We start from the raw sequence: 21,067 nt of genomic DNA on the forward strand, positions 1-21,067 counted from the left end.
ACATGAGCGATACACACGCACAAACTGTCGCCTTTGTCCGCGAAACTCAGATCCCGCCGGCGCCCCCGCCGGCCTCGGAAACCGGCGTGGTGAAATGGCTGCGCGAAAATCTGTTCTCCAATGCCGCGAACTCCGCGCTCACCATCGTTGCGCTCGCTGCAATCTTCATGGTGCTGGCGAACATCCTCCCCTGGATGCTGAACGGGGTCTGGACCACCAATTCTCTGGCCGAATGCCGCGAGGTGCTGCAGGGCAGGACCGGGGCCTGTTTCTCGGTTCTGACCGAACGCTGGAACCAGCTGCTCTACGGCTTCAAGTACCCCACCGACGAATACTGGCGGCCGAACCTGGCGCTGGTGCTGTTCGTGCTGGCCGCGGCCCCGGTGCTTTTCTTTGACCTGCCGCGCAAGCTGCTGGTCTTCACCGCTGTCTATCCGTTCCTGGCCTTCTGGCTGATCTGGGGCGGCACGCTGATGGTGCCGGTTGTGGCGCTCCTTGGCGTGGTTGCCGGCTTTGCAGTGTTCCAGACCTTCAGCAAGGGCAGCTTCGCCATCGGGTTCTTCGGCGCCATCGCCGCCGCGTTTGCGGTCTGGATCCTCGGCGGCATGCTGATCCCGGAGGGCGCGTCGGAGAACGCCTGGCTGAGCCCGGTGCCATCGCGCGATCTGGGCGGCTTCATGCTGAACCTGATGCTGGGAGTGACCTGCGTATCGCTGTCGCTGCCCTTGGGCATCGCGCTTGCGCTGGGGCGCCAGTCGGACATGCCGCTGATCAAGTGGATCTGCGTCATCTTCATCGAGTTTGTCCGCGGCGTGCCGTTGATCACACTCTTGTTCGTGGCCTCGGTGATGCTGGCTTACTTCTTCCCGCCGGAAAGCACGGTGGACCTGTTCCTGCGCGTGGTTATCATGATCACCATGTTCTCCGCGGCGTATATCGCCGAGGTGATCCGGGGCGGTCTCGCCGCCTTGCCGAAGGGGCAGTATGAAGCCGCCGACAGCCTTGGCCTGGATTACCCGCAGGCGATGCGCCTGATCATCCTGCCGCAGGCGCTGAAGATCTCGATCCCGGGCATCGTCAACGTCGCTGTCGGCCTGTTCAAGGACACCACCCTGGTCTCGGTCATCTCGATGTTCGACCTGGTGGGCATGATCCGCGGCCCGATCCTCGCTTCGACCGAATGGAATGGCGTCTACTGGGAACTCCTTGGCTTTGCCGCCTTCCTGTTCTTCGTCGTCTGCTACGGCATCTCTCAATACTCACAGTGGCTCGAGCGCCGTCTCGCCACCGACCACCGCTAAGGAGTTCAACTTATGTCTGAACTGGCAATCGACCGCGAAATCGACCGCTCCAAGATGCAGGTGAGCGACAAGGTCGCCATCGAAATCACCAATATGAACAAGTGGTACGGGTCTTTCCACGTGCTGCGCGATATCAACCTCACGGTGAACCAGGGCGAGCGCATCGTGATCGCGGGCCCTTCCGGGTCCGGCAAATCCACCCTGATCCGCTGCCTCAACGCGCTGGAGGAACACCAGCAGGGCAAGATCGTTGTGGATGGCACCGAGCTGTCCAACGACCTCAAGAACATCGACAAGATCCGTTCCGAAGTCGGGATGGTGTTCCAGCACTTCAACCTGTTCCCGCATCTGACCATCCTGGAGAACTGCACGCTGGCGCCGATCTGGGTACGCAAGACGCCCAAAAAAGAAGCCGTCGACCGTGCGATGCACTTCCTCGAGAAGGTGAAGATCCCCGACCAGGCGCACAAGTATCCGGGCCAGCTTTCGGGCGGGCAGCAGCAGCGGGTGGCCATTGCACGCAGCTTGTGCATGATGCCGCGCATCATGCTGTTCGATGAGCCGACCTCGGCGCTCGACCCGGAGATGATCAAGGAGGTGCTCGACACCATGATCGAACTGGCGGAAGAAGGCATGACCATGCTCTGCGTGACCCACGAGATGGGCTTTGCCCGACAGGTCGCCAACCGCGTGATCTTCATGGATGCGGGCCAGATCGTGGAACAGAACGAGCCGGAAGAGTTCTTCAACAACCCCAAGAGCGAACGCACCAAACTGTTCCTCAGCCAGATCCTGGGCCACTGAGCCCACGGCTGCGGCCGGTACCGTTGCAGGACCCCCGGGAGCGATTCCGGGGGCCTTTTCATATCAGCTCTTGCCCGCCGGGTCGTAGCGCATCCGGATCTCCGAATGACCGAAGAGGGCGTTCATGCGCTCCTCCACCTTGGCGAAGCCGTAGTGGCAGTAAAACTGCAGGGCACGCTGATTTTCGGTGAACACGTCGAGCTCGAGCCGCGACCGCCGCGTGAGCGCATGGTCCAGAAGGGCCCGTCCTAGCCCTAATCCCTGAAAACCGGGCAGCACAAACAGTCCGCCAGCCTCCTCGCCGATAAGGGCGATGAAGCCGGCAGGCGTGCCGCCGGGACAGGCAAGCCAGGTTTCCGCCATCGGCAGGAAGGTCTCGCGGATCATGGTTTCGGCCTGCGCTGTCTGCTCCGCGGAGAGAAAGGGGTGCGCCTGGGCGCTGGCGCTGCGCCAAATGTGAAGAACCCGCTCCTCGTCGGAGGGCGTATAGGGTCTGATCATTGTCGGTGTTTTCCCGAATGGAGGCCGCACTCTCTGAAGCTTTCGGTGCAGCAGATGTCATGTGAAAGAAGACCGCAGCCCGCAAGCCGCCCGCAGAATACGGCGGGCGTTTCGCGTTTCAGGCTTGCGTAGCGGCGCCAAAGGCGCCCCGGTCAGCGGGACATCAAATCTCCTGTGTTGCGGGGCCAGCCTAGCCGCGTGGTCCTCGCGGCGCAAGCGCGGGGCTTACTCTCCCAGGAGCTCACGCGGCACGGCGAAGTCCACCGCGGTACCGCTGCTCCAATTGAGATCCGCCCAGCTGTCTATCGCAAACTCCGCGATCAGCGTGGCTCCGGTCGGGAAATCGTCGAACCGCGCATGGCCGGGCGGGTGGGAGACGATGGTGTGCGCAAAGGCCGCGATGCCGGGGTTGTGGCCGATCACCATGACGCGCGGATGCTCCGCTTGGCGCAGCTCCTTCAGAATCATCTCGGAGCTGGCCATATAGAGCCGCTCGGTGAAGGCCGCGTGCGCCTGCAGTCCCATCAGCTTCCAGGTCTCCCGAGCCCTGAGCGCCGAGGAGGCAATCACCTGGTCCGGCACCTGGCCGGCTTCGCGCAGCCAGGCACCGATCGCAGGGGCGGAGCGGCGCCCGCGTTTATTCAGGGGACGGGCGTGGTCGCTGGGCGGATTTGTGTCCCAAGCGGACTTGGCGTGGCGGGAGAGGATCAGGGTGCAGGTCATCGCGGGTGAAAATACCTCATGTGATGCGCGGTTTGCGCAGAATCACGGCCGGAAGCCCGGCTGAGCGGGCAGGCCCGGCGCGCCAGGCATCCCTCTTCCATGCATGCTTGGCCCAGGGCGCTGGCCAGATGCGCGTGGCAGGCGGCCAGGTCGTATGGTTCGCCCTCGGTAAGGGCCCCGGCCGGGCAGGAGTTCAAGCAGGGGCGGTCGGCACAGCTTGCGCAAGGAGAGTCTGCCAAAGGCGGAGACGGTATGTCAAATTCGGCTCCGAAATGCAGCGCCGCCCTGTAGGATAGCATCATCCCGGCCGCGTCATGCACAAGCATCCGGGCCGGGGAAACAAAGGCGCGCCCGGACGCCAGCGCCCAGGTGACGAAGGGGGCATATGGCGGTCCGCCAAAGGGGAAATACGCGGTTGCGCCCAGCTGCGCGGCCAGGGTCTGCCCAATGCGCAGGGACCATCGGTCGATGGGATCGGGCTCCCCGTCGCGGTACTCCGGCGCCGCGGTCATCAGCGCCCAGAACGCCGATCCCGTGCCGAGCAGGATGAGCGTGCCCGCGTCCGGATCCGCCAGCCCGTGCCGCGCCGGGTGCAGCGCGCCCAGGACGATAAGGCCGGCCTCTGCCACGGCGGCCTCCGCCTCGGCAAAAGGACCGGCAGGGGAACGGGAGTGGATGGTATCGGGCATGCTGGAAGTCCTGCCGCAGCGCTGATGCGGCCAGCCTAGCCGGCAGGCAGGCGATGGAACCTGCACAAAAACGTCCGCAGCTTGCCTCTCCGCGCCTTCTCCGCTCAAAAGCGGCGGAATGGCAACAGCAGGCTCCATCCCAGCCGCGCAGGGCGTCCGTCCTGCCACGCAAGACCTATGGTCATTCCGTCGTGGCCCTTGCCGGGCCGGGCACGGTAGGTGCCGAACAGCCGGTCCCATAGTGACAGGGCAAAGCCATAGTTGCTGTCATGCTCGGCGCGCAGCACCGAATGGTGGACCCGGTGCATGTCGGGCGTTACCAGCACCAGCCGCAGCCAGCCGTCCGCCCGCGCGGGCAGCCGCAGGTTGGCATGGGTGAACAGCGCGGTGCCGCTCAGCAGGATCTCGAACAGAACAACCGCCACCAGAGAGGCGCCCAGCAGGTAGACCAGCCCGATCTTCACCAGCATGGACAGCGCAATCTCAACAGGGTGAAAGCGCACTGCTGTGGTCACATCCATGTCGCGGTCGGCGTGATGCACCCGGTGCAGCCGCCACAGGAGCGGCACCTTGTGGGTGATCAAATGCTGCAGCCAGATCGCAAAATCCAGAACCAGCACCGCAAGCAGCACCTCCAGCCAGCCTGGCCAGTCCACACGGTTGAAAAGCCCGGCCCCGCGCGCCGCCGCATCCAGCGCTGCCCCCGCTGCCAGAAGCGGCAAGCCGAAGGCCAGCAGCCGCAGCACCGCCGTGTTCAGCACCGAAATCGAGAGGTTGGTTACCCAGCGCCGCCCTCTCGGCAGGCAGCGCCGCCGCCGTGGCGCCCATGCTTCGGCCGCGGCCAAAAGGCCAAACAGCACCAGAAAGACGGCAAGGCGGATCAGGTTTTCATGTTCCATACATTCAGAAACACGCATTTGACCCCGGAAAGCAAGCTTTCCGCCACGCTGGGCTACTTTTTGACCCGAAATACCGCGGGGTGAATTGGCCGGAGGCCAAGAGGGGCAGCGCCGCTCCCGCCAGCCTTTCAATTCAGGCGCGGATCATCGAGCCGGCGCCATGGTCGGTGAACAGTTCCAGCAGCACCGCATTCTGGACCCGTCCGTCCACAATGGTGCAGGCGCGCACGCCGTTGCGCACCGCGTCCAGCGCGGTTTCGGTCTTGGGGATCATGCCGCCCGCAATCACGCCGCTTGCGGTCATTTCCTCGACATCGGCCGCTTTGAGCTCGGTCACCACGTCGCCGTCGCCGTTCTTCACCCCCGCCACGTCGGTCAGCAGCAGCAGCCGGTCCGCGGTCAGCGCCTTGGCAATCGCACCCGCCGCGGTGTCGCCGTTGATGTTGAAGGTCTCGCCATCCCGGCCCGCACCAATCGGGGCGATCACCGGGATCATGTCCTTCTCGAACAGCCCGTAAAGCACCTTCGGGTCCATTTCCGCCGGCGCGCCAACAAAGCCGAGATCGGGGTCGGCCCGGTCGCAGACGATAAGATTGGCATCCTTTCCGGAAAGCCCCACCGCGCGCCCGCCCTGGCGGTTGATCGCCTGCACGATGCGTTTGTTCACGAGACCCGAGAGCACCATCTCCACCACTTCCATGGTGGCGGCGTCGGTCACCCGCTTGCCGTTCACGAAGTCCGACTTGATCTCCAGCCTCTTGAGCATTTCGTTGATCATCGGCCCGCCCCCGTGGACGATCACGGGGTTCACCCCGACCTGGCGCATCAGCACAATGTCGCGCGCGAAGGTTTCCATCGCCTCATCGCTGCCCATGGCGTGGCCGCCCAGCTTGATGACGACAATCGCCCCGGAGAAGCGCTGCAGGTAGGGCAGGGCGCTCGACAGGGTTTCAGCTGTAGCAATCCAGTCGCGGTTCATGTTCTGTTTCTTCATCGCTTGGGTCCCTTTGGCAGGCTGTGTTACGCCTTTCCAGCCGTTCTGCCAAGGGATGTGCCGCTTGCGCCGTTGCAGCTGCCGGCATGGCTGCTAGGCTGTGGCGCGAATGTCATCCTCCCGGGAGTTTGCGCCATGCGCCAGAAAACCCTGCTGCTGACCGGCGCCAGCCGCGGCATCGGCCACGCCACCGTGCGCCGTTTCAATGCGGAGGGCTGGCGGGTCATCACCTGTTCGCGCCAGCCGTTTCCCAAGGAATGCCCCTGGGGCGGCGGTGCGGAGAACCACGTGCAGCTCGACCTTTCAGACCCGGCGGGCACGATCAACGTGGTGGGAGAGATCCAGGAACGTCTGGACGGCAAGCTCGATGCGCTGGTGAACAATGCAGGCATTTCGCCCAAGGGGCCGGAGGGCGAACGGCTCAACACGCTTAACACCGACCTTCTGGACTGGGGCAAAGTGTTTCACGTGAATTTCTTCGCCTCGGTGGTTCTGGCCCGCGGGCTGAAGGACGAGCTGGCCGCGGCCAAAGGCTCGGTAGTCAATGTGACCTCAATCGCGGGCAGCCGGGTCCATCCGTTTGCAGGCGCGGCCTACGCCACCTCCAAGGCGGCACTGGCGGCGCTGACACGGGAGATGGCGCATGACTTCGGCCCGCTGGGCGTGCGTGTGAACGCCATTGCACCGGGTGAGGTGGAGACCTCGATCCTCAGCCCCGGGACCGAGAAGATCGTCGAGAAGCTGCCGCTGCAGCGGCTGGGTCAGCCAGAGGAAGTGGCGGCGGCAATCTACTTCCTGTGTTCCCCTGACAGCTCATATATTTCCGGCGCCGAAATCGAGGTGAACGGCGCCCAGCACGTCTGAAGCCGCTGGCCGCAGATGGATACCCCGGCCTGGAGCGAAGCCTTCAGGCCTCCGGAAGCAGGATCAGAGGTTTGCGATGATCGCGCGCAGAGTCGCGATGCCGTCACCTTTTTCCGAGGAGGTCAGCACGACTTCCGGATAGGCAGCCGGGTGTTTGGCCAGCGCGCCGCGGACCTGATCGAGCACCTTGGCGCGGTCCTTCTCCTTCACCTTGTCGGATTTCGTCAGAACGCATTGGAACGTGACGGCTGCACCGTCAAGAAGCTTCATGATCTCCTCATCGACCTTCTTCACGCCGTGGCGGCTGTCGATCAGAACGAAAGCGCGGCGCAGGGAGGCCCGGCCCGAGAGATACTGCTTCAGGAGCTTCTGCCACTTTTCAACCACCGCAAGCGGCGCGTTGGCGTAGCCATAACCTGGCAGGTCGACAAGGTAGAGGTCCGGGCCTTGGGTAAAATAGTTGATCTCTTGCGTGCGGCCCGGCGTGTTGGAGGCGCGCGCGATCGCCTTGGTGCCGGTAAGTGCGTTGATCAGGCTCGACTTGCCGACGTTGGAGCGGCCAGCAAAGCAGATCTCCACCCGGTCGGCGGGCGGCAGGCCGTTCATCGCGACCACGCCCTTGAGGAATTCGGTCTGCCCCGCAAACAGCTTGCGGCCCTTTTCGGCCGAGAGTTCATCCGGCGCTTCGGCCAGGGGAAATTGCATATGCATCACAGCACCTCCACCGCATTGCCGAGACGGATCTCACCGCTCCGGACTACTTCGCCATAGACCGAAAAATCCTGATGGCCCCAAGTGTCCTGCAGGGTTTTCAGCGTGTCCGCATCGCGCTCGCCTGTCTCCGGGTTGGCGGTAGTTGCGAGGCAGCGGCGCACCCGCTCGCGCACCGCAAAGACCGCCGTTCCGATTTGGACCTCGCGGCCCAGCAGCTCATTTTCGGCCCAGGCCTCGCCCAGGTCGAACCAAATGTTGCCGCGCCAGCGCTTGGGCGACAGATCATGACCGATTGCCTGCTCTACCGCACGGTGCGTCGCCCAGTTGCAGAGCGACACCGAAGGGAAGGGAGTGTCGGTCATGCCTCGGCCCGGCACCCGCACGATCCGGACCGAAGCTGCGCGGTCCGCGGGCGTCAGCGGTTTCTGCCACTCCAGGAAGCGGGGCAGGTCGGCCGGGTCCTCGGGGTAAAAACGCAGGTCGGGACGGTCCGGGTGCGACAGCGTTAGCTCTCCGGTTGCATCTTCGAGCCGGGCGCGGATTGCCATCAGCGCTGGCGCCTTGCTGCCGCGGGTGAAATTGGCGCATGGCATCCATTCGCATCCATCGGCATTGGACGCCTCATGGGCCACCGCCCAAACGCGATCGCCGGGCATAGTCTGCCCGGCGGTCAGGGTTACTTTCTCCAGCGCTTCCTGCCCGTGCGATTTGAGCGGGTGGCGCCAGATGTCCGTAACGGTGTGCGTCATTTTGTGTCCGCCTTGGGCTTCCTTTTGAAACCCGATTTGATGTTGCCGAACACGTCCGGCTTGTAGCCGTGGCTGCGCATGATCAGGTACTGCTGGGTGAAGGTGATCGTGTTGTTGGCGATCCAGTAGACCACCAGGCCGGAGGCAAAGCCGCCGAGCATGAACATGAACACCCAGGGCATCCAGGCAAAGATCATTTGCTGAGTCGGATCGGTCGGCGCCGGGTTCAGCTTCTGCTGCAGCCACATGGAGATGCCGAGCAGCAGCGGCAGGATGCCGATGAAGACCAGCCCAAGGATGCTTTCCGGCGCCGGCGCGGCCCAGGGCAGCAGGCCGAACAGGTTGAAGATCGACGTCGGGTCCGGGGCGCTCAGGTCCTGGAAAGGGCCGAAGAAGGGCGCGTGGCGCAGTTCCAGGGTGACGAAGATCACCTTATAGAGCGAGAAGAAGATCGGGATCTGGATCAGGATCGGCAGACAGCCTGCGGCGGGGTTCACCTTCTCCCGCTTGTAGAGCTCCATCATCTCCTTCTGCATCCGCTGGCGGTCATCGCCGGCGCGCTCCTTGAGCTTCTCCATTTCCGGCTGCAGTTCCTTCATCTTCGCCATCGAGGCGTAGGATTTGAAAGCCAGCGGGAAGACCAGGATCTTGATCAGTACGGTGAGGCCGATGATCGCCCAGCCCATGTTGCCGATCAGCTGGTTCAGCCAATGGAGCACCGCAAACATCGGCTTGGTAAGGAAAAAGAACCAGCCCCAGTCGATCGAATCGAGGAAGCCTTCGATGCCGGATTTCTCGTAAGCCCGGATGGTCGCCCATTCCTTGGCGCCGGAGAACAGCATGGTGGTGACCTCGGCGGTTTCGCCCGAAGCGACGCTCATCGTCGGCAGCACCACGTCGGTTTGGAAGATCTCGCGGCGCGGGTCGAATTTCACTAGCGACCGGAAGCTCTGGCCCGGCGCGGGGACCAGGGTCGACATCCAGTAATGATCAGTGAACCCGATCCAGCCGTTATTCTCGACCTGGCGCACCTTCGACAGCGAGCCGTCGCGCGGGTCGGGGTCGAAATCGGCAATGTCGTCATAGTCGATCTCGGCCAGTTCGCCATCGGCCATGCCGACGACGCCTTCGTGCAGGATGAAGAAGTTCTTCAGGTTCTCCGGTTCGCCGTGGCGCGCAAGCGTGCCGTAGGGCGCCAGCGCAACGCTGTTGCCGGACCCGTTGGTGACCGCCTGGGTGACGGTGAACATGTAGTCCTTGTCCACCGAGACAGTGCGGGTGAAGGTCAGCCCCTTGCCGTTGTCCCAGGTCAGCGTCACCGGGCTGCCGGGCGTGAGGGCCGCGCCTTCCTCGGCCTGCCACAGGGTGTTCGCCCCCGGCACGTCGCCTGCCGCCAGCCCGGCCCCGGCCGCCCAGCCATACAGCGCGTAATAGGCGTGCGGTTCGCCCGCGGGCTTCAGCAGCTTGACGATCTCGGCATTCTCTTCAATCGAAACCCGGTAGTCCTTCAGCGACAGATCATCGATCCGGCCGCCGCGCAGCGAAATGCTGCCTTTGATCCGCGGGGTTTCGATGGCAACGCGCCCAGCCTCCCCGCCAGCCTCCGATTCGGCTGCGGGGACGGAATCCGCTTCAGCCTCGGCGGCGCTAGGCGCGGCGGCGCGGCTTTCCGGTGCGGTTTCGCTGATCGCGGTCTCAGGCGCCCGCTCCGGCTCCGGCGGCGGGAAGACGACGTACCAGCCGAGGATCACCAGAAAGCTGAGTGCGGTTGCGAGAATGAGATTTTTGTTCTGATCGTCCATTGGGGACTGCCACCTCGTGCATAGTATGACAGGTGGGGTTCAACAGACGTGGGCCGCAAAGGTCAAGCAGAATCGGGGAGCAAGGCCAGGCGCGGCGGCCGGGGCGGGGCGGCACATCGTCCCGGAGCCGGGGATGGCCGGCGTTGCGCCGCAGGCTTCCGCAGCGGGGGCGGGCCGATTCGGCGCGGCCTAATACGCGCCGCGGCCGATGGCGGGGGCGTCCTGCAGCCGGGCCTGATGCGCGGCAATCCAATCCAGGGTTTGATCGAAGGGCATCGGGCGGCCGATGCCGAAGCCCTGCACATGGCCGCACCCCAGCTGCGACAGGAGCGCGTGTTCGCCGGCCGTCTCCACCCCTTCGGCCAATGTGTCCAGGTCGAGCTGTTCGGCCATGGTGAGGATGGCAGCGATCAGCTTCTGCTGGCCGGGATCCTGATCCGCCTTCATCACGAAGGAACGGTCGATCTTGATGCGGGAGATGTTGAAACGGCGCACCGCGGCGATGGAGGCATGGCCGGTGCCGAAATCGTCGAGGTCGATCTGGCAGCCCAGCTCGCCCAGGGCGAGGATGTTGCGGGTAACGGCATCGTCGGGCTGGTCGGTCATCACGGTTTCGAGGATCTCCACCGTCAGCCGCCCCGGCGGCAGCTCGAAGCGTTCCAGCTCCCAGCGGATCCGGTCGGCCAGCGCCGGGTTTCGCAGCTCCTGGGTGGCGAAGTTCACGCCCACCCGCGGCACCGAAACCCCGGCGGCATCCCAGGATTTGAGCGCCACCAGCGAGTGGTAGAGCATCACCTGGCTCAGGCGTTCCATCAGCCCGCCCGCCTCCAATGCGGGCAGAAAGGTGGAGGGCGGGATCAGGCCCTGGACGGGATGCGACCATCGCGCCAGCGCCTCAAACCCGGAGACCCGGCCGGTATCGGTGCAGATCTGGGGCTGAAACCAGGGCTGGATCTGGCCGCTCTCAAGTGCGGCCGCCGCCTCTTCGCGCAGGTTGCTGCGCGCGGTGACGCGTTCGGACATGTCGGCGGAATAGGCACGGATGCTGGACGGGCCGTTGCTCTGGGCCTCGCCGAGCGCGGCGTGGGCGGCGGCGATCCACTCGCTCGCGGCGGTTCCCGGCGCCCGGCTGCGCAGACAGAAGCCGATCGAGCAGGAGACATAGAGCGTGCTGCCATCCAGTGCCAGCGGCTCCTCTACCGCGGCCTGCATGCGGCCGGCCATCTGGATACAAAGCTCGAGGTCCAGCTGCATTACCGGGCCGATGCAGACGGCAAAGCGGCTGTCGCCGATCCGCGCGACCACATCGTTGTTGCGCAAAATTGCGGCGATCTGGGTGCCGCAATGGCGCATCACGCGGTCGCCCGCTTCCTGCCCGTGGCGGTCCGCGACGTGCTTGTAGTCGTCAACGTCCAGGATATAGAGCGCCGAGCGCAGGCCGGAGGCCGCGCTGTCCGCGTGAATACGGCTTGCTGCCGCCTCGAACCCTTCACGCAGAATCATGCCGGTAACCCCATCCCTGGGCTGCGCGGCAGGTGCGCGGCGCGTCAGCCCGCTGGCCGCCGCAATCACCAGCGGCGCGCCAAGCGCCACGATCAGCAGCGCGACCTCCCCGCCCAGCCAGTAGGTGGCGAGGGTGAGGGCCGGCAGGAACGCCAGGCCGGGCGGCCCGAACAGGACCGGGGCAGCGGATTTCCGGATGCGTGCCAGGAGACCTGGACCCCTGTTTGTCATATTCAGACCTTTCGCCTGCAGCCTTCGTGCAATCCGCAGATTAGGTCTGGGTTCTGACCCGGGAGTTAACGCAGCTTCGGGATTTCCGGATTTTCTTCGCTGCTTGCGGTTTTTTTGAGCTCCAGCCCGGAAAAATCGAACAGGGCGGGGTCCAGCAGATGCGAGGGGCGCGCATTCATCAGGGCGCGGAACATCACCTGGCGGCGGCCCGGGCTGTTTGATTCCCACTGGTCGAGAATCTGCTTCACCTGCTGCCGCTGCAGCCCGTCCTGGCTGCCGCAGAGATCACAGGGAATGATCGGATAGTTCATCGCGCGGGCAAATTTCTCACAGTCCGCCTCGGCGACGTGGGCGAGGGGGCGGAAAACGAAGAGATCGCCCTCTTCATTGACCAGCTTGGGCGGCATGGTTGCCAGGCGGCCGCCGTGGAACAGGTTCATGAAGAAGGTTTCCAGGATGTCGTCCCGATGATGCCCCAGCACCACCGCCGAGCAGCCTTCCTCGCGGGCGATCCGGTAAAGGTTGCCGCGCCGCAGCCGCGAACAGAGGGCACAATATGTGCGTCCCTGGGGGACTTTGTCCACCACGATGGAGTAGGTGTCCTGGTATTCGATCCGGTGCGGCACACCCATCTTCTCGAGGAACTCGGGCAGTACCGTGGCCGGGAAACCGGGCTGTCCCTGGTCAAGATTGCAGGCCAGCAGGTCCACCGGCAGCAGGCCGCGCCACTTCAGCTCGTAGAGCACCGCGAGCAGCGTGTAGCTGTCCTTGCCGCCGGAAAGGCAGACCAGCCATTTCGGCGTGCTGCCGTCGGAGCGCCGTTCCACCATGCCGTATTGCTCGATCGCCTCGCGCGTGTAGCGCACGATTCGCTTCCGGAGCTTCTTGAACTCGGTGGTGGCGGGGGCCCCGGCAAACAGCGGGTGGATTTCGTCCAGATCATCATCAAGCATGCCGGCCCCGTAGCCGAGGACGGGGATTTTGCCAAGGAAAATATGCGGCGGCCCGGTCTTGGCGCGGCAAATGGCAAGTCATCCAAACCGGCGGGGCCTGCGTAGTCGGTACGGAATGCAAGGCGTGATCGTTGAGAGTCGCGAGCGATGACAGCCGCGAGAGAATCCGCAAGCCGGCGCCGTTGGGCCGGGTGGGCCGCCCTGGGGCTTGGGGAGGCAGGGATTGCCGCGCTGGCCTCCTGCGGGCGGCCCAGCCTGTCCGATGACAAACTGAGCGGCAAGGAGCTAAATCTCGAAGAGTATCTCGACGGGAGCGCAGTGGCTTACGGGCAGTTCGCGGACCGTTTCGGCACCGTGCGGCGGCGCTTCGTGGTGGATATCGCCGGGGAATGGGATGGCGAGCGGCTGACCCTGACAGAGGACTTCCGCTATTCCGATGGCAGCACCGAGCAGCGGATCTGGACGCTGACCAAGACCGGTGAAGACACCTGGGAAGGCACGGCGGACGGCGTTCAAGGCATCGCCCGCGGGGAAGAGCGCGGCGCTACGTTCAACTGGACCTTTACCATCGACCTGCAGATGCCGGGGGAGACACCATGCGGGTGTCCTTCGATGACTGGATGTGGCTGATGGAGGACGGGTGCCTGCTGAACAAAGCCTACATGAGCCGCTACGGCGTGACGCTGGGCGAGCTCACGATCTTCTTCGAGAAGAAATAGCGGTTTCAGCTCCGCGATCGGTCCTGCGTGCTGTCTCCGCGGGTGGGGCCGCCACGGTCATGGGAGGGATCGCTGCCCGGCACCGGGTCATAGCCGTCGCCGCCGAAGGGGTGGCAGCGGCCGATGCGGCGGATGGTGAGCCAGGCGCCCTTGAGGGCCCCGTGCCTCTCCAGTGCGTCCAGCGCATAGGCCGAGCAGGTGGGCTGGTAGCGGCAGTTGAAGCCGACCCAGGGGCTGAACAAGAGCCGGTAGGCGCGCACGGGCAGCGCAAGGATGTGGGCCAGCGGAGTCATGAGGGGTAGATAGGCCCGTCCGGGCCGCGAGGCAATGCGGCCAGGGGGCGGGCAGGGGCCAGAGCCGCTGTTACTGGCCGTGGATCTTCTTCAAGGCGTAGATCAGGTCGCACTTCAGCTCCTCGAAGGGGCGCTGGGCGGTCTCGGCCGCGCGGCCGATCAGCACGTAGTCCCAGCCCGGGCGGCCATGCGCGGGCAGAATCATCCGCGCGGCCTCGCGCAGGCGGCGCTTGGCACGGTTGCGGGCAACTGCGTTGCCGACCTTCTTGGAGCAGGTGAAGCCCACGCGGATGCCGGTGCCTTCACCGGCATCCTGCCGGTTTCGGCCCTGGACCATCATCCCCTTGGTGCCCTGCTTGCGGGCAGGCGGGCGGGCGCAGGCGAGGAAGTCACGGCGCTTTGCCAGGACCTCGATCTTTGGTGCATCGGATGCACAAACGGACACCGCCGGAGGCGTGTCCCCGCGGGCAGCGTTGCCGTCCTTGGGGGCCTCCGGCGGTGTCATGTCCGTCGACGCGGGAACTGAGCTTATGCGCTCAGTTCTTTGCGGCCGCGGGCGCGGCGTGCGTTCAGGATCTTGCGGCCTGCCTTGGTGGCCATGCGCGCACGGAAGCCGTGGCGGCGTTTGCGAACCAGGTTCGAAGGCTGATAGGTGCGTTTCATCGCTCCGGTCTCCAACTTGAATGCGGGTGCGGCGCGGAATCGGCCCCCCGGGGTCTATCTCGAAGCCCGGTCTCTAGAAGGGAATGGCGGGCAAGTCAAACCCATTGGGGCAGGTTTTCCGCCCGATCTGCAACATTTCTGCCCGAACAGGCGCCGGAATGCCCCGGTTCCGGGGCTGCCTGTAACATCGGCCGCGCGAATCCGCAAAGAGGCTCACGATTGCACCCTTGCTGATCAAGCAGCTGTGAGCCGGGGCTGCGCGGCCTCGCAGGCGGGCCAATTAACTCGTAGCAAGCTTAAGGATGACACCCGGGGCACGCGCCGGGCATCTGCCTTAGAGACCGGAAAGGACGAATGACTGATTCTCCCAAATCCCGCGCCAAGGGCGGGCCAGGACTGATCCGCTATCTGCCGCTGCTCGCGCTGTTGGCGGCGGCGCTGGCCGGCGCGGTACTGCTGCGCGACTATCTGACCTTCGAGACCCTGCGGGAGCATCGGGAGGCGCTGGAGGCATTCCGGGACCGCAACTACCTCGGCATGGCTGCGCTGTTTATGGCGGCCTACATCCTGATCGTGGTTTTCTCTCTGCCGGGAGCCACGGTGGCCTCCGTCACCGGGGGATTCCTTTTTGGACTGGCAGCGGGGACCGCTATCAATGTGGTCTCGGCCACCATCGGGGCGGCGGGTATCTTCCTTGCGGCGCGCTGGGGGCTGGGGCGGATGCTGACGGCCAAGCTGGAGGCCGCCGAGGGGCGGATCGAGACCCTGAAGCGCGGCCTGCGCGAGAATGAGGCGGAAGTGCTGCTTCTGCTGCGGCTGGTGCCTGCGGTGCCTTTTTTTGCCGCCAACCTCCTGCCCGCGCTGGTCGGGGTGAAGTTCCGCACCTTCCTGTGGACCACTGCGGTGGGCATCATTCCCGGTGCTCTGGTCTTCACTTGGATCGGCGTCGGGCTGGGCGAGGTTTTCGGCCGTGGCGGCGCGCCGGATCTGAGCCTGCTGTGGGAGCCTTACGTAATCGGCCCGATTTTGGGGCTCTGCGGGCTGGCGGTGCTGCCGATCATCGTGAAAACTGTACGGGGCAAGCTGCGGGCGGCGGCCAAGGCGAAGGACCAGCAGAGGGGACAGTGACGATGAGCCGTATCAAATGTGATCTCCTTGTCATCGGAGCAGGGTCAGGCGGGCTTTCAGTGGCGGCCGGTGCGAGCCAGATGGGCGCTGAAGTGGTGCTGCTGGAAGGCGGGAAAATGGGCGGCGACTGCCTGAACTACGGCTGCGTGCCCTCCAAGGCGCTGCTGGCCAGCGCCAAGGCCGCACATGGACAATCGCATGCGTCCGCCTTTGGGGTTCCGGATCATGCGCCGCAGCCCGACTATGCGGCTGCCAAGGATCACGTGCATCAAATCATCGAAACCATCGCGCCGGCCGACAGCCAGGAGCGATTTGAAGGGCTGGGGGTCCGGGTGATCCGGGAGTACGGTGCCTTTGCCGGCCCGGACGAGGTTGAGGCGGGTCCCCACCGCATCACCGCGCGGCGGATCGTGATCGCTGCGGGCTCGTCGCCGCTGGTTCCGCCGGTGCCGGGGCTGGACAAGGTGCCTTATGAGACCAACGAGACGCTGTTTGACCTGCGCGAGAAGCCGGATCACCTGCTCATCATCGGCGGCGGGCCGATCGGAGTCGAAATGGCGCAGGCGCATGTGCGGCTTGGCTGCAAGGTCACCGTGATCGAAGGCGCCCGGGCGCTGGGCGCCGAAGACCCGGACGCGGCGGCGCTGGTTCTGGAGCGGCTGCGCGAAGAGGGCGTGGAGGTCGCCGAGGGTGCGCATGCCGCGGAGGTGCGCGGCAGCGCGGGCGCGGTGGAGGTCGGATGCAAGGACGGCCGCCTGTTCAAGGGATCGCACCTCCTGGTGGCGGTGGGGCGCAAGTCTAATACTGCACGGTTGAACCTCAAGGCTGCTGGGATCGAGACTGCGGGCACGGGTATCAAGGTGGACGACAGCCTGCGCACCACTAACAAGAAGGTCTATGCCATTGGGGACGTGGCAGGCGGCATGCAATTCACCCATCTCGCGGGCTACCACGCCAATGTGGTGATCCGCTCGATCCTCTTCGGCTTGCCCTCCAAGGCAAAGACCAGCCACATTCCCCGCGTCACCTACACCGAGCCGGAACTGGCGCAGGTTGGGCTGACCGAGGCCGAGGCCCGCGATATATACGGTGCGCATCTGGACGTCGCGCGGTTCAGCTACGATCATAACGACCGCGCAATTGCCGAGCGCTGTTCCGAAGGTTTCATCAAGGTGATGGTGGTAAAGGGGCGTCCCGTGGGGGCAACCATTGCTGGCCGTCAGGCGGGGGAACTGATCGGCTTGTGGTCGCTGGTGCTCGTCAATAACCTCAAGATGAGCCATGTGGCGGCCATGGTGGCGCCTTACCCGACAATCGGTGAGGTCAACAAGCGGGCCGCGGGGGCCTATTTCTCGCCCCGGCTATTTGATAGTGAGTTGGTTAAACGCGCGGTGCGGCTGGTTCAGCGCTGGATTCCTTGAATATAGGGCTGGGGAATGCTCAACACGCTATCGGGGAGATTTCTGGTCCTGACCACGGTCTTCGTGATGCTGGCGGAAGTCCTGATCTTTGTCCCATCAATCGCGCGCTTCCGGCTGGACTACCTCTCCGACCGGCTGGAACGGGCGCAGATCGCATCGCTTGCGCTTTTGGCCGACGACATGCTGGACACCGACCTCGAGGCGGAGCTGCTGGAGAACGCGGGCGTCTATAACGTGGTTCTACGCCGCGACGAGATCCGCCAGCTGATGCTGGCCTCGCCCATCCCCCGCCCGATCGATGCAACTTATGACCTGCGCGATGCCAGCGCCTTTGTCCTGATCCGCGACGCGCTGCTGCGTCTGGTGACGCCCCGCAACGAGATTATCCGGGTGATCGGCGCGCCGGTGCGCGATGCGGGTCTGCTGATCGAGGTCACCATGGAGACCGCGCCGCTCAGGGCGGCGATGCTCGACTACGGTGTGCGCATCCTGATCCTGTCGGCAGTGATCTCGATTGTGACGGCGCTCCTGCTGTTTGCCGCGGTGCGGATCTTCCTGGTGAAGCCGATCAAGGGCGTGATCGGCTACATGCAGCGCTACGCCGCCGCGCCCGAGGACGCCCGCGGCATCATCCAGCCCAAAGCCGGTGTGGTGGAGCTGCGCGAGGCGGAAGAGGCGCTGATGAAGCTGCAGACCGAGCTTACCCATGCGCTGAAGCAGAAGGAACGGCTGGCGCAGCTGGGCGGAGCGGTGGCCAAGGTAAGCCACGATTTGCGGAATATCCTGACCTCGGCACAGCTCTTCACCGACCGGATCGAAGCCAGCCAGGACCCGCTCGTGCGGCGGCTGGCGCCGAAGCTGGTGAATTCCATCACCCGCGCGGTCTCCTTGTGCGAAGGCACCCTCGCTTTCGGCCGGGCAGAGGAGCCGGCCCCGGCCTTTGCCCATGTGAACCTGCACCAGGTCTGCGGCGACATTGCCAGCAGCGAAGCCCTGGCCGCGGATGAGGAGGGTATCGAAATCCTGAACGAGGTTCCGCCTGGCATGATGCTGCGCGCCGATCCCGAGCAGCTCTACCGCATTATCATGAACCTGGTGCGCAATGCCCGCCAGGCGATTGCAGGCACGGGAACCGCCGGCCGCGTCACCATCGCCGCACGGGAGGAGCGCGATGCCTGGTGGATCGAGGTCGCCGACACCGGCCCCGGTCTGCCGCAAAAGGCGCTCGACAACCTGTTCACCCCATTCCAGGGCGGCACCCGCAAGGGCGGCACCGGCCTGGGCCTTGCCATCGCGGGGGAATTGGCTCGCGGCCACGGCGGCACGGTCACGCTGAAACGGACCGGCCCCGAAGGCACCGTCTTCGAGATCTGCCTGCCGAAGGGCGACGGTACCGTCTGAGCCCGCAGGTTCCCCACCGGGCCTCCCGCAAGAATTTTCGTTTTTGGGGTTGCGGCTTCTCTCTGCTAAGATTAAACCCCGCCACCAGTGGACCGATAGCTCAGCTGGATAGAGTACTTGACTACGAATCAAGGGGTCGGGGGTTCGAATCCTCCTCGGTCCGCCACTAGCCTCCGCCCGGGTTTCCAGACCCCCGGGCAATAAAGCCAGTCATGGCTTTCGGGGCGTACAGGCAGCGGTGCCGGGCGGGAACCGGCGCGCAGTGGACCGATAGCTCAGCTGGATAGAGTACTTGACTACGAATCAAGGGGTCGGGGGTTCGAATCCTCCTCGGTCCGCCACTGCCTGCCCTTGCGCGGCAATTGCCGAAGCGGTGCGAAGCCTTATCTGTCTTCCCAGCTTCGAAACGTTTCCGAAGGTTTCCTAAGAGGTTTGCGGGCGGGCATCTGCCCGTCAGCCGCGGTTTTCATCAGTGTTTCAACGAAAAAACGGCCGCCCGGCAGCGGCTGGTAAAAGGAATCTTCACTTTCTGGGGGGCAGTTTGACGGTATTGGCCCAGATTTTTTGCAAGAGTGGAGACTTAACTGTGATCTTCAAAAAGAAACGCCGTGCCTCCGGACAGCAAGCCGATATGGACAAGGTGATTGCGGGTATGATCGACCGGACCCAGGCTACAATCCAGTTCAAGCCGGACGGCACCATCCTGACCGCCAACGAGAATTTTCTCAACGCTCTTGGCTACCGGCTGGACGAGATCCAGGGGCAGCACCACTCGATGTTTGTCGCGCCGGATCTTGCCAAAAGCAGCGCATACCGCAGTTTCTGGCAGGAACTGGCCGACGGACGGGTGTTCACCGATCAATTTCCCCGCGTGACCAAGGATGGCTCGACCATCTGGATCCAGGCGACCTACGCCCCGGTCGAGGGACCGGACGGCGAAGTGGAGCGCGTCGTGAAGGTTGCCACCGACGTTACCGCGCGCCGTCTCGGGCTGCAGGAAATCGCCCGCGGGCTTGATGCGATGAGCGCCGGTGACCTCGGCTACCGGGTGCAGATTTCGGATCAGGAAGACATCGGCGCCCTCGGCGAGGCCTTCAATCGCTCCGCCGAGCAGCTGGATTCTGCTGTCATCACCGTAAAACAGGTCTCCGCCGCGGTGGAGCGCACCGCCGATGAAATCGCGCAATCGGCAGGCGACCTTTCCCAGCGAACCGAAAGCCAGGCGGCGACGCTCGAGCAGACCGCCGCCGCCATCGAGGAGCTGGCTGCCACCGTCCGGTCGGCCGCGGAAGGCGCCCGCAAGGTCGAAGGCATTGTTGGCGAAGCGCAGACCACGGCCGAGCGCAGCGGCCAGGTGGTGAGCGACGCGATCGCCGCGATGTCGCAAATCGAAAGCTCGTCCGAGGAGATATCGAAGATCATCAGCGTCATCGATGATATCGCCTTTCAGACCAACCTGCTGGCCTTGAATGCCGGCGTCGAGGCTGCAAGGGCAGGGGAGGCCGGGCGCGGCTTTGCGGTCGTCGCATCCGAAGTGCGCGCCTTGGCGCAGCGGTCCTCCGACGCGGCGGGGGAGATCAAACAGCTGATCGGCCAGAGCAAGCAGCACGTTGTCAACGGGGTCGACTTGGTGGGTAAATCGGGGACCGAGCTGCAGGAGATCATTAAGTCCGTCGGAACCATCTCCTCGCACATCAGCGAAATCGCCGCCGGCGCCGCCGAGCAGTCGACCTCGCTCGGCGAGATCAACACCGGCGTGTCCCAGCTCGACCAGGTTACCCAGCAGAACGCCGCCATGGTGGAACAGACGTCCGCTGCCAGCCAGACGCTATCCAGTGATGCAGGTCAGCTGATGCATGAAGTCGGCAAGTTCAAAACAGGTGCCAAGGGATCCGGCGCGCCCGCCGTCCAGCTCTCCCGTCCCGCGCCGTCCGCTGGCAGCACCCGGGAGCGTGCCCCTGCGTGCCTTGCTGCCAATGGCTCCGGCCAGGCCGCGGCGTCCGAAGTGCAGGGTTGGGAAGACTTCTGATTGCAGTATCCGCGCCTGCTATAGGGCAGGGGCAGGGCGGCTTCCCGTTCCTATCGGCCGCCCGGTTGCCTTGGGCGGTGCGTGGCCGCGCAAGCCGCGGCGAGTTTGCCGAGGCTGTTTCACGGGACCTCTAGGGCTGAAGCGAGTCGCCTTAAAGGCTTTCCTCTTGTGCCCCTCGGTCCCCGAACCTCTAGATCTGGTCCCTGCCTGGGAGAAGGCCTTGTAGAGCTCCTGTTTGCCTCGGCTCATGAGGAAGCGGTGCCCTTAGCGAAGTCGCGGCGAGTTTAAGTATAAGTGTTTGACTTCAATGACAGTTCACTTGTCCCAGGCAGAAAGTGGAAGAAACTTCAAAAAAGCTCTTGCGACTCTCTGCGTCTATCCGTAGAACCCCCTTCACCGGCGGCGCTGAGGCGCCACGGGGACACACCGGACGGCACGGCGGCAACGCCAGCCAGGGACGGGAAACGCGGCGGAGAGGCGCCGGGGCAGCTCGGGGAGACGGGCGGACGGCTGGAGAGACAGCGGCATCTTGAGGATGAGCGAGGCGGGCGCGCCGGAAGATTGGCGCTTCGGTCTGGTTTTTGGCCTCCGGGGTTTGCGCCCTGACTTGAAGTTGGATGCCTGCTCTTTGACAATTTGGATGACTGAAGAGATATGCGGGCGGTCTGGCTCCATTCGATGGATCA

The 21,067-nt window shown here is 64.6% G+C and carries 20 protein-coding genes, 2 tRNA genes and 1 pseudogene; 10 read left to right on the forward strand and 13 right to left on the reverse strand.

Annotated features, from left to right (window positions below):
* Positions 1-2: 2 nt before the first annotated feature.
* Complete coding sequence (locus ACOHWE_RS18815; protein WP_420668270.1) at positions 3-1,301, forward strand: amino acid ABC transporter permease; 1,299 nt, start codon at positions 3-5, stop codon at positions 1,299-1,301.
* 12 nt (positions 1,302-1,313) lie between these two features.
* Positions 1,314-2,105: an amino acid ABC transporter ATP-binding protein gene (locus tag ACOHWE_RS18820; RefSeq protein WP_420668271.1), complete on the forward strand. Its 792-nt coding sequence runs from the start codon at positions 1,314-1,316 to the stop codon at positions 2,103-2,105.
* A 63-nt stretch (positions 2,106-2,168) separates the two neighbouring features.
* On the opposite strand, the gene ACOHWE_RS18825 is transcribed toward ACOHWE_RS18820, so the two are convergent.
* The 5 genes from ACOHWE_RS18825 to argB all read right to left on the reverse strand — a co-directional run bounded on the left by ACOHWE_RS18825 (position 2,169) and on the right by argB (position 5,911).
* On the reverse strand, positions 2,169-2,606 hold the full coding sequence (locus ACOHWE_RS18825) for a GNAT family N-acetyltransferase (RefSeq protein WP_420668272.1): 438 nt from the start codon (positions 2,604-2,606) through the stop codon (positions 2,169-2,171).
* A gap of 225 nt (positions 2,607-2,831) precedes the next feature.
* Positions 2,832-3,329, reverse strand: coding sequence for a SixA phosphatase family protein (locus ACOHWE_RS18830; protein WP_420668273.1), 498 nt, complete (start codon positions 3,327-3,329; stop codon positions 2,832-2,834).
* Positions 3,326-4,018, reverse strand: coding sequence for a ferredoxin (locus ACOHWE_RS18835; protein WP_420668274.1), 693 nt, complete (start codon positions 4,016-4,018; stop codon positions 3,326-3,328). The genes ACOHWE_RS18830 and ACOHWE_RS18835 overlap by 4 nt, the downstream gene beginning before the upstream one ends.
* A 104-nt stretch (positions 4,019-4,122) precedes the next feature.
* Positions 4,123-4,917, reverse strand: a complete 795-nt coding sequence (locus ACOHWE_RS18840) for a sterol desaturase family protein (protein ID WP_420668275.1) — start codon at positions 4,915-4,917, stop codon at positions 4,123-4,125.
* 133 nt (positions 4,918-5,050) lie between these two features.
* The gene (gene argB, locus ACOHWE_RS18845; protein ID WP_420668276.1) at positions 5,051-5,911 is read right to left on the reverse strand and encodes an acetylglutamate kinase; all 861 of its coding nucleotides are present in this window, start codon (positions 5,909-5,911) and stop codon (positions 5,051-5,053) included.
* A gap of 135 nt (positions 5,912-6,046) precedes the next feature.
* On the opposite strand from argB, the gene ACOHWE_RS18850 reads away from it, so the two are divergent.
* The gene (locus tag ACOHWE_RS18850; RefSeq protein ID WP_420668277.1) at positions 6,047-6,775 is read left to right on the forward strand and encodes an SDR family NAD(P)-dependent oxidoreductase; all 729 of its coding nucleotides are present in this window, start codon (positions 6,047-6,049) and stop codon (positions 6,773-6,775) included.
* 63 nt (positions 6,776-6,838) lie between these two features.
* Here the strand turns inward: ACOHWE_RS18850 and yihA are convergent, their stop codons facing one another.
* The 5 genes from yihA to ttcA all read right to left on the reverse strand — a co-directional run bounded on the left by yihA (position 6,839) and on the right by ttcA (position 12,727).
* Entirely contained in the window at positions 6,839-7,486 is a 648-nt protein-coding gene (yihA, locus tag ACOHWE_RS18855; RefSeq protein WP_420668278.1) for a ribosome biogenesis GTP-binding protein YihA/YsxC, read from the reverse strand.
* On the reverse strand, positions 7,486-8,238 hold the full coding sequence (locus ACOHWE_RS18860; protein WP_420668279.1) for an MOSC domain-containing protein: 753 nt from the start codon (positions 8,236-8,238) through the stop codon (positions 7,486-7,488). The genes yihA and ACOHWE_RS18860 overlap by 1 nt, the downstream gene beginning before the upstream one ends.
* Positions 8,235-10,040 carry a membrane protein insertase YidC gene (gene yidC, locus ACOHWE_RS18865; protein WP_420668280.1) on the reverse strand — a complete coding sequence of 602 codons (1,806 nt, stop codon included), beginning with the start codon at positions 10,038-10,040 and terminating at the stop codon, positions 8,235-8,237. The genes ACOHWE_RS18860 and yidC overlap by 4 nt, the downstream gene beginning before the upstream one ends.
* Positions 10,041-10,229: 189 nt before the next feature.
* On the reverse strand, positions 10,230-11,774 hold the full coding sequence (locus tag ACOHWE_RS18870; protein WP_420668281.1) for an EAL domain-containing protein: 1,545 nt from the start codon (positions 11,772-11,774) through the stop codon (positions 10,230-10,232).
* 65 nt (positions 11,775-11,839) lie between these two features.
* Complete coding sequence (gene ttcA / locus ACOHWE_RS18875) at positions 11,840-12,727, reverse strand: tRNA 2-thiocytidine(32) synthetase TtcA (protein WP_420668282.1); 888 nt, start codon at positions 12,725-12,727, stop codon at positions 11,840-11,842.
* Between the two features lie 147 nt (positions 12,728-12,874).
* On the opposite strand from ttcA, the pseudogene ACOHWE_RS18880 reads away from it, so the two are divergent.
* A pseudogene (locus ACOHWE_RS18880) lies at positions 12,875-13,446 on the forward strand (DUF3833 domain-containing protein).
* A 5-nt stretch (positions 13,447-13,451) separates the two neighbouring features.
* On the opposite strand, the gene yidD reads toward ACOHWE_RS18880, so the two are convergent.
* The 3 genes from yidD to rpmH all read right to left on the reverse strand — a co-directional run bounded on the left by yidD (position 13,452) and on the right by rpmH (position 14,402).
* Positions 13,452-13,739, reverse strand: coding sequence for a membrane protein insertion efficiency factor YidD (gene yidD / locus ACOHWE_RS18885; RefSeq protein ID WP_420668283.1), 288 nt, complete (start codon positions 13,737-13,739; stop codon positions 13,452-13,454).
* Positions 13,740-13,809: 70 nt separating this feature from the next.
* The gene (rnpA, locus tag ACOHWE_RS18890) at positions 13,810-14,244 is read right to left on the reverse strand and encodes a ribonuclease P protein component (RefSeq protein WP_420668284.1); all 435 of its coding nucleotides are present in this window, start codon (positions 14,242-14,244) and stop codon (positions 13,810-13,812) included.
* 23 nt (positions 14,245-14,267) lie between these two features.
* Positions 14,268-14,402 carry a 50S ribosomal protein L34 gene (gene rpmH, locus ACOHWE_RS18895; RefSeq protein ID WP_008554144.1) on the reverse strand — a complete coding sequence of 45 codons (135 nt, stop codon included), beginning with the start codon at positions 14,400-14,402 and terminating at the stop codon, positions 14,268-14,270.
* A gap of 354 nt (positions 14,403-14,756) precedes the next feature.
* Here rpmH and ACOHWE_RS18900 point away from each other — a divergent pair, with 354 nt between their 5' ends.
* The 6 genes from ACOHWE_RS18900 (at position 14,757) to ACOHWE_RS18925 (ending at position 20,381) form a co-directional block, all read left to right on the forward strand.
* The gene (locus ACOHWE_RS18900) at positions 14,757-15,530 is read left to right on the forward strand and encodes a TVP38/TMEM64 family protein (RefSeq protein ID WP_420668285.1); all 774 of its coding nucleotides are present in this window, start codon (positions 14,757-14,759) and stop codon (positions 15,528-15,530) included.
* Between the two features lie 2 nt (positions 15,531-15,532).
* Positions 15,533-16,951 carry a dihydrolipoyl dehydrogenase family protein gene (locus ACOHWE_RS18905; RefSeq protein ID WP_420668286.1) on the forward strand — a complete coding sequence of 473 codons (1,419 nt, stop codon included), beginning with the start codon at positions 15,533-15,535 and terminating at the stop codon, positions 16,949-16,951.
* A gap of 15 nt (positions 16,952-16,966) precedes the next feature.
* Positions 16,967-18,352 carry a sensor histidine kinase gene (locus tag ACOHWE_RS18910; protein WP_420668287.1) on the forward strand — a complete coding sequence of 462 codons (1,386 nt, stop codon included), beginning with the start codon at positions 16,967-16,969 and terminating at the stop codon, positions 18,350-18,352.
* Between the two features lie 89 nt (positions 18,353-18,441).
* A tRNA-Arg gene (locus ACOHWE_RS18915) sits at positions 18,442-18,518 on the forward strand.
* Positions 18,519-18,616: 98 nt separating this feature from the next.
* Positions 18,617-18,693 (forward strand) — tRNA-Arg (locus ACOHWE_RS18920).
* Between the two features lie 245 nt (positions 18,694-18,938).
* Positions 18,939-20,381, forward strand: a complete 1,443-nt coding sequence (locus ACOHWE_RS18925; protein ID WP_420668288.1) for a methyl-accepting chemotaxis protein — start codon at positions 18,939-18,941, stop codon at positions 20,379-20,381.
* Positions 20,382-21,067 lie beyond the last annotated feature (686 nt).

This window comes from Cribrihabitans neustonicus (genome assembly GCF_048820895.1).
Lineage (GTDB): Bacteria > Pseudomonadota > Alphaproteobacteria > Rhodobacterales > Rhodobacteraceae > Cribrihabitans_A > Cribrihabitans_A neustonicus.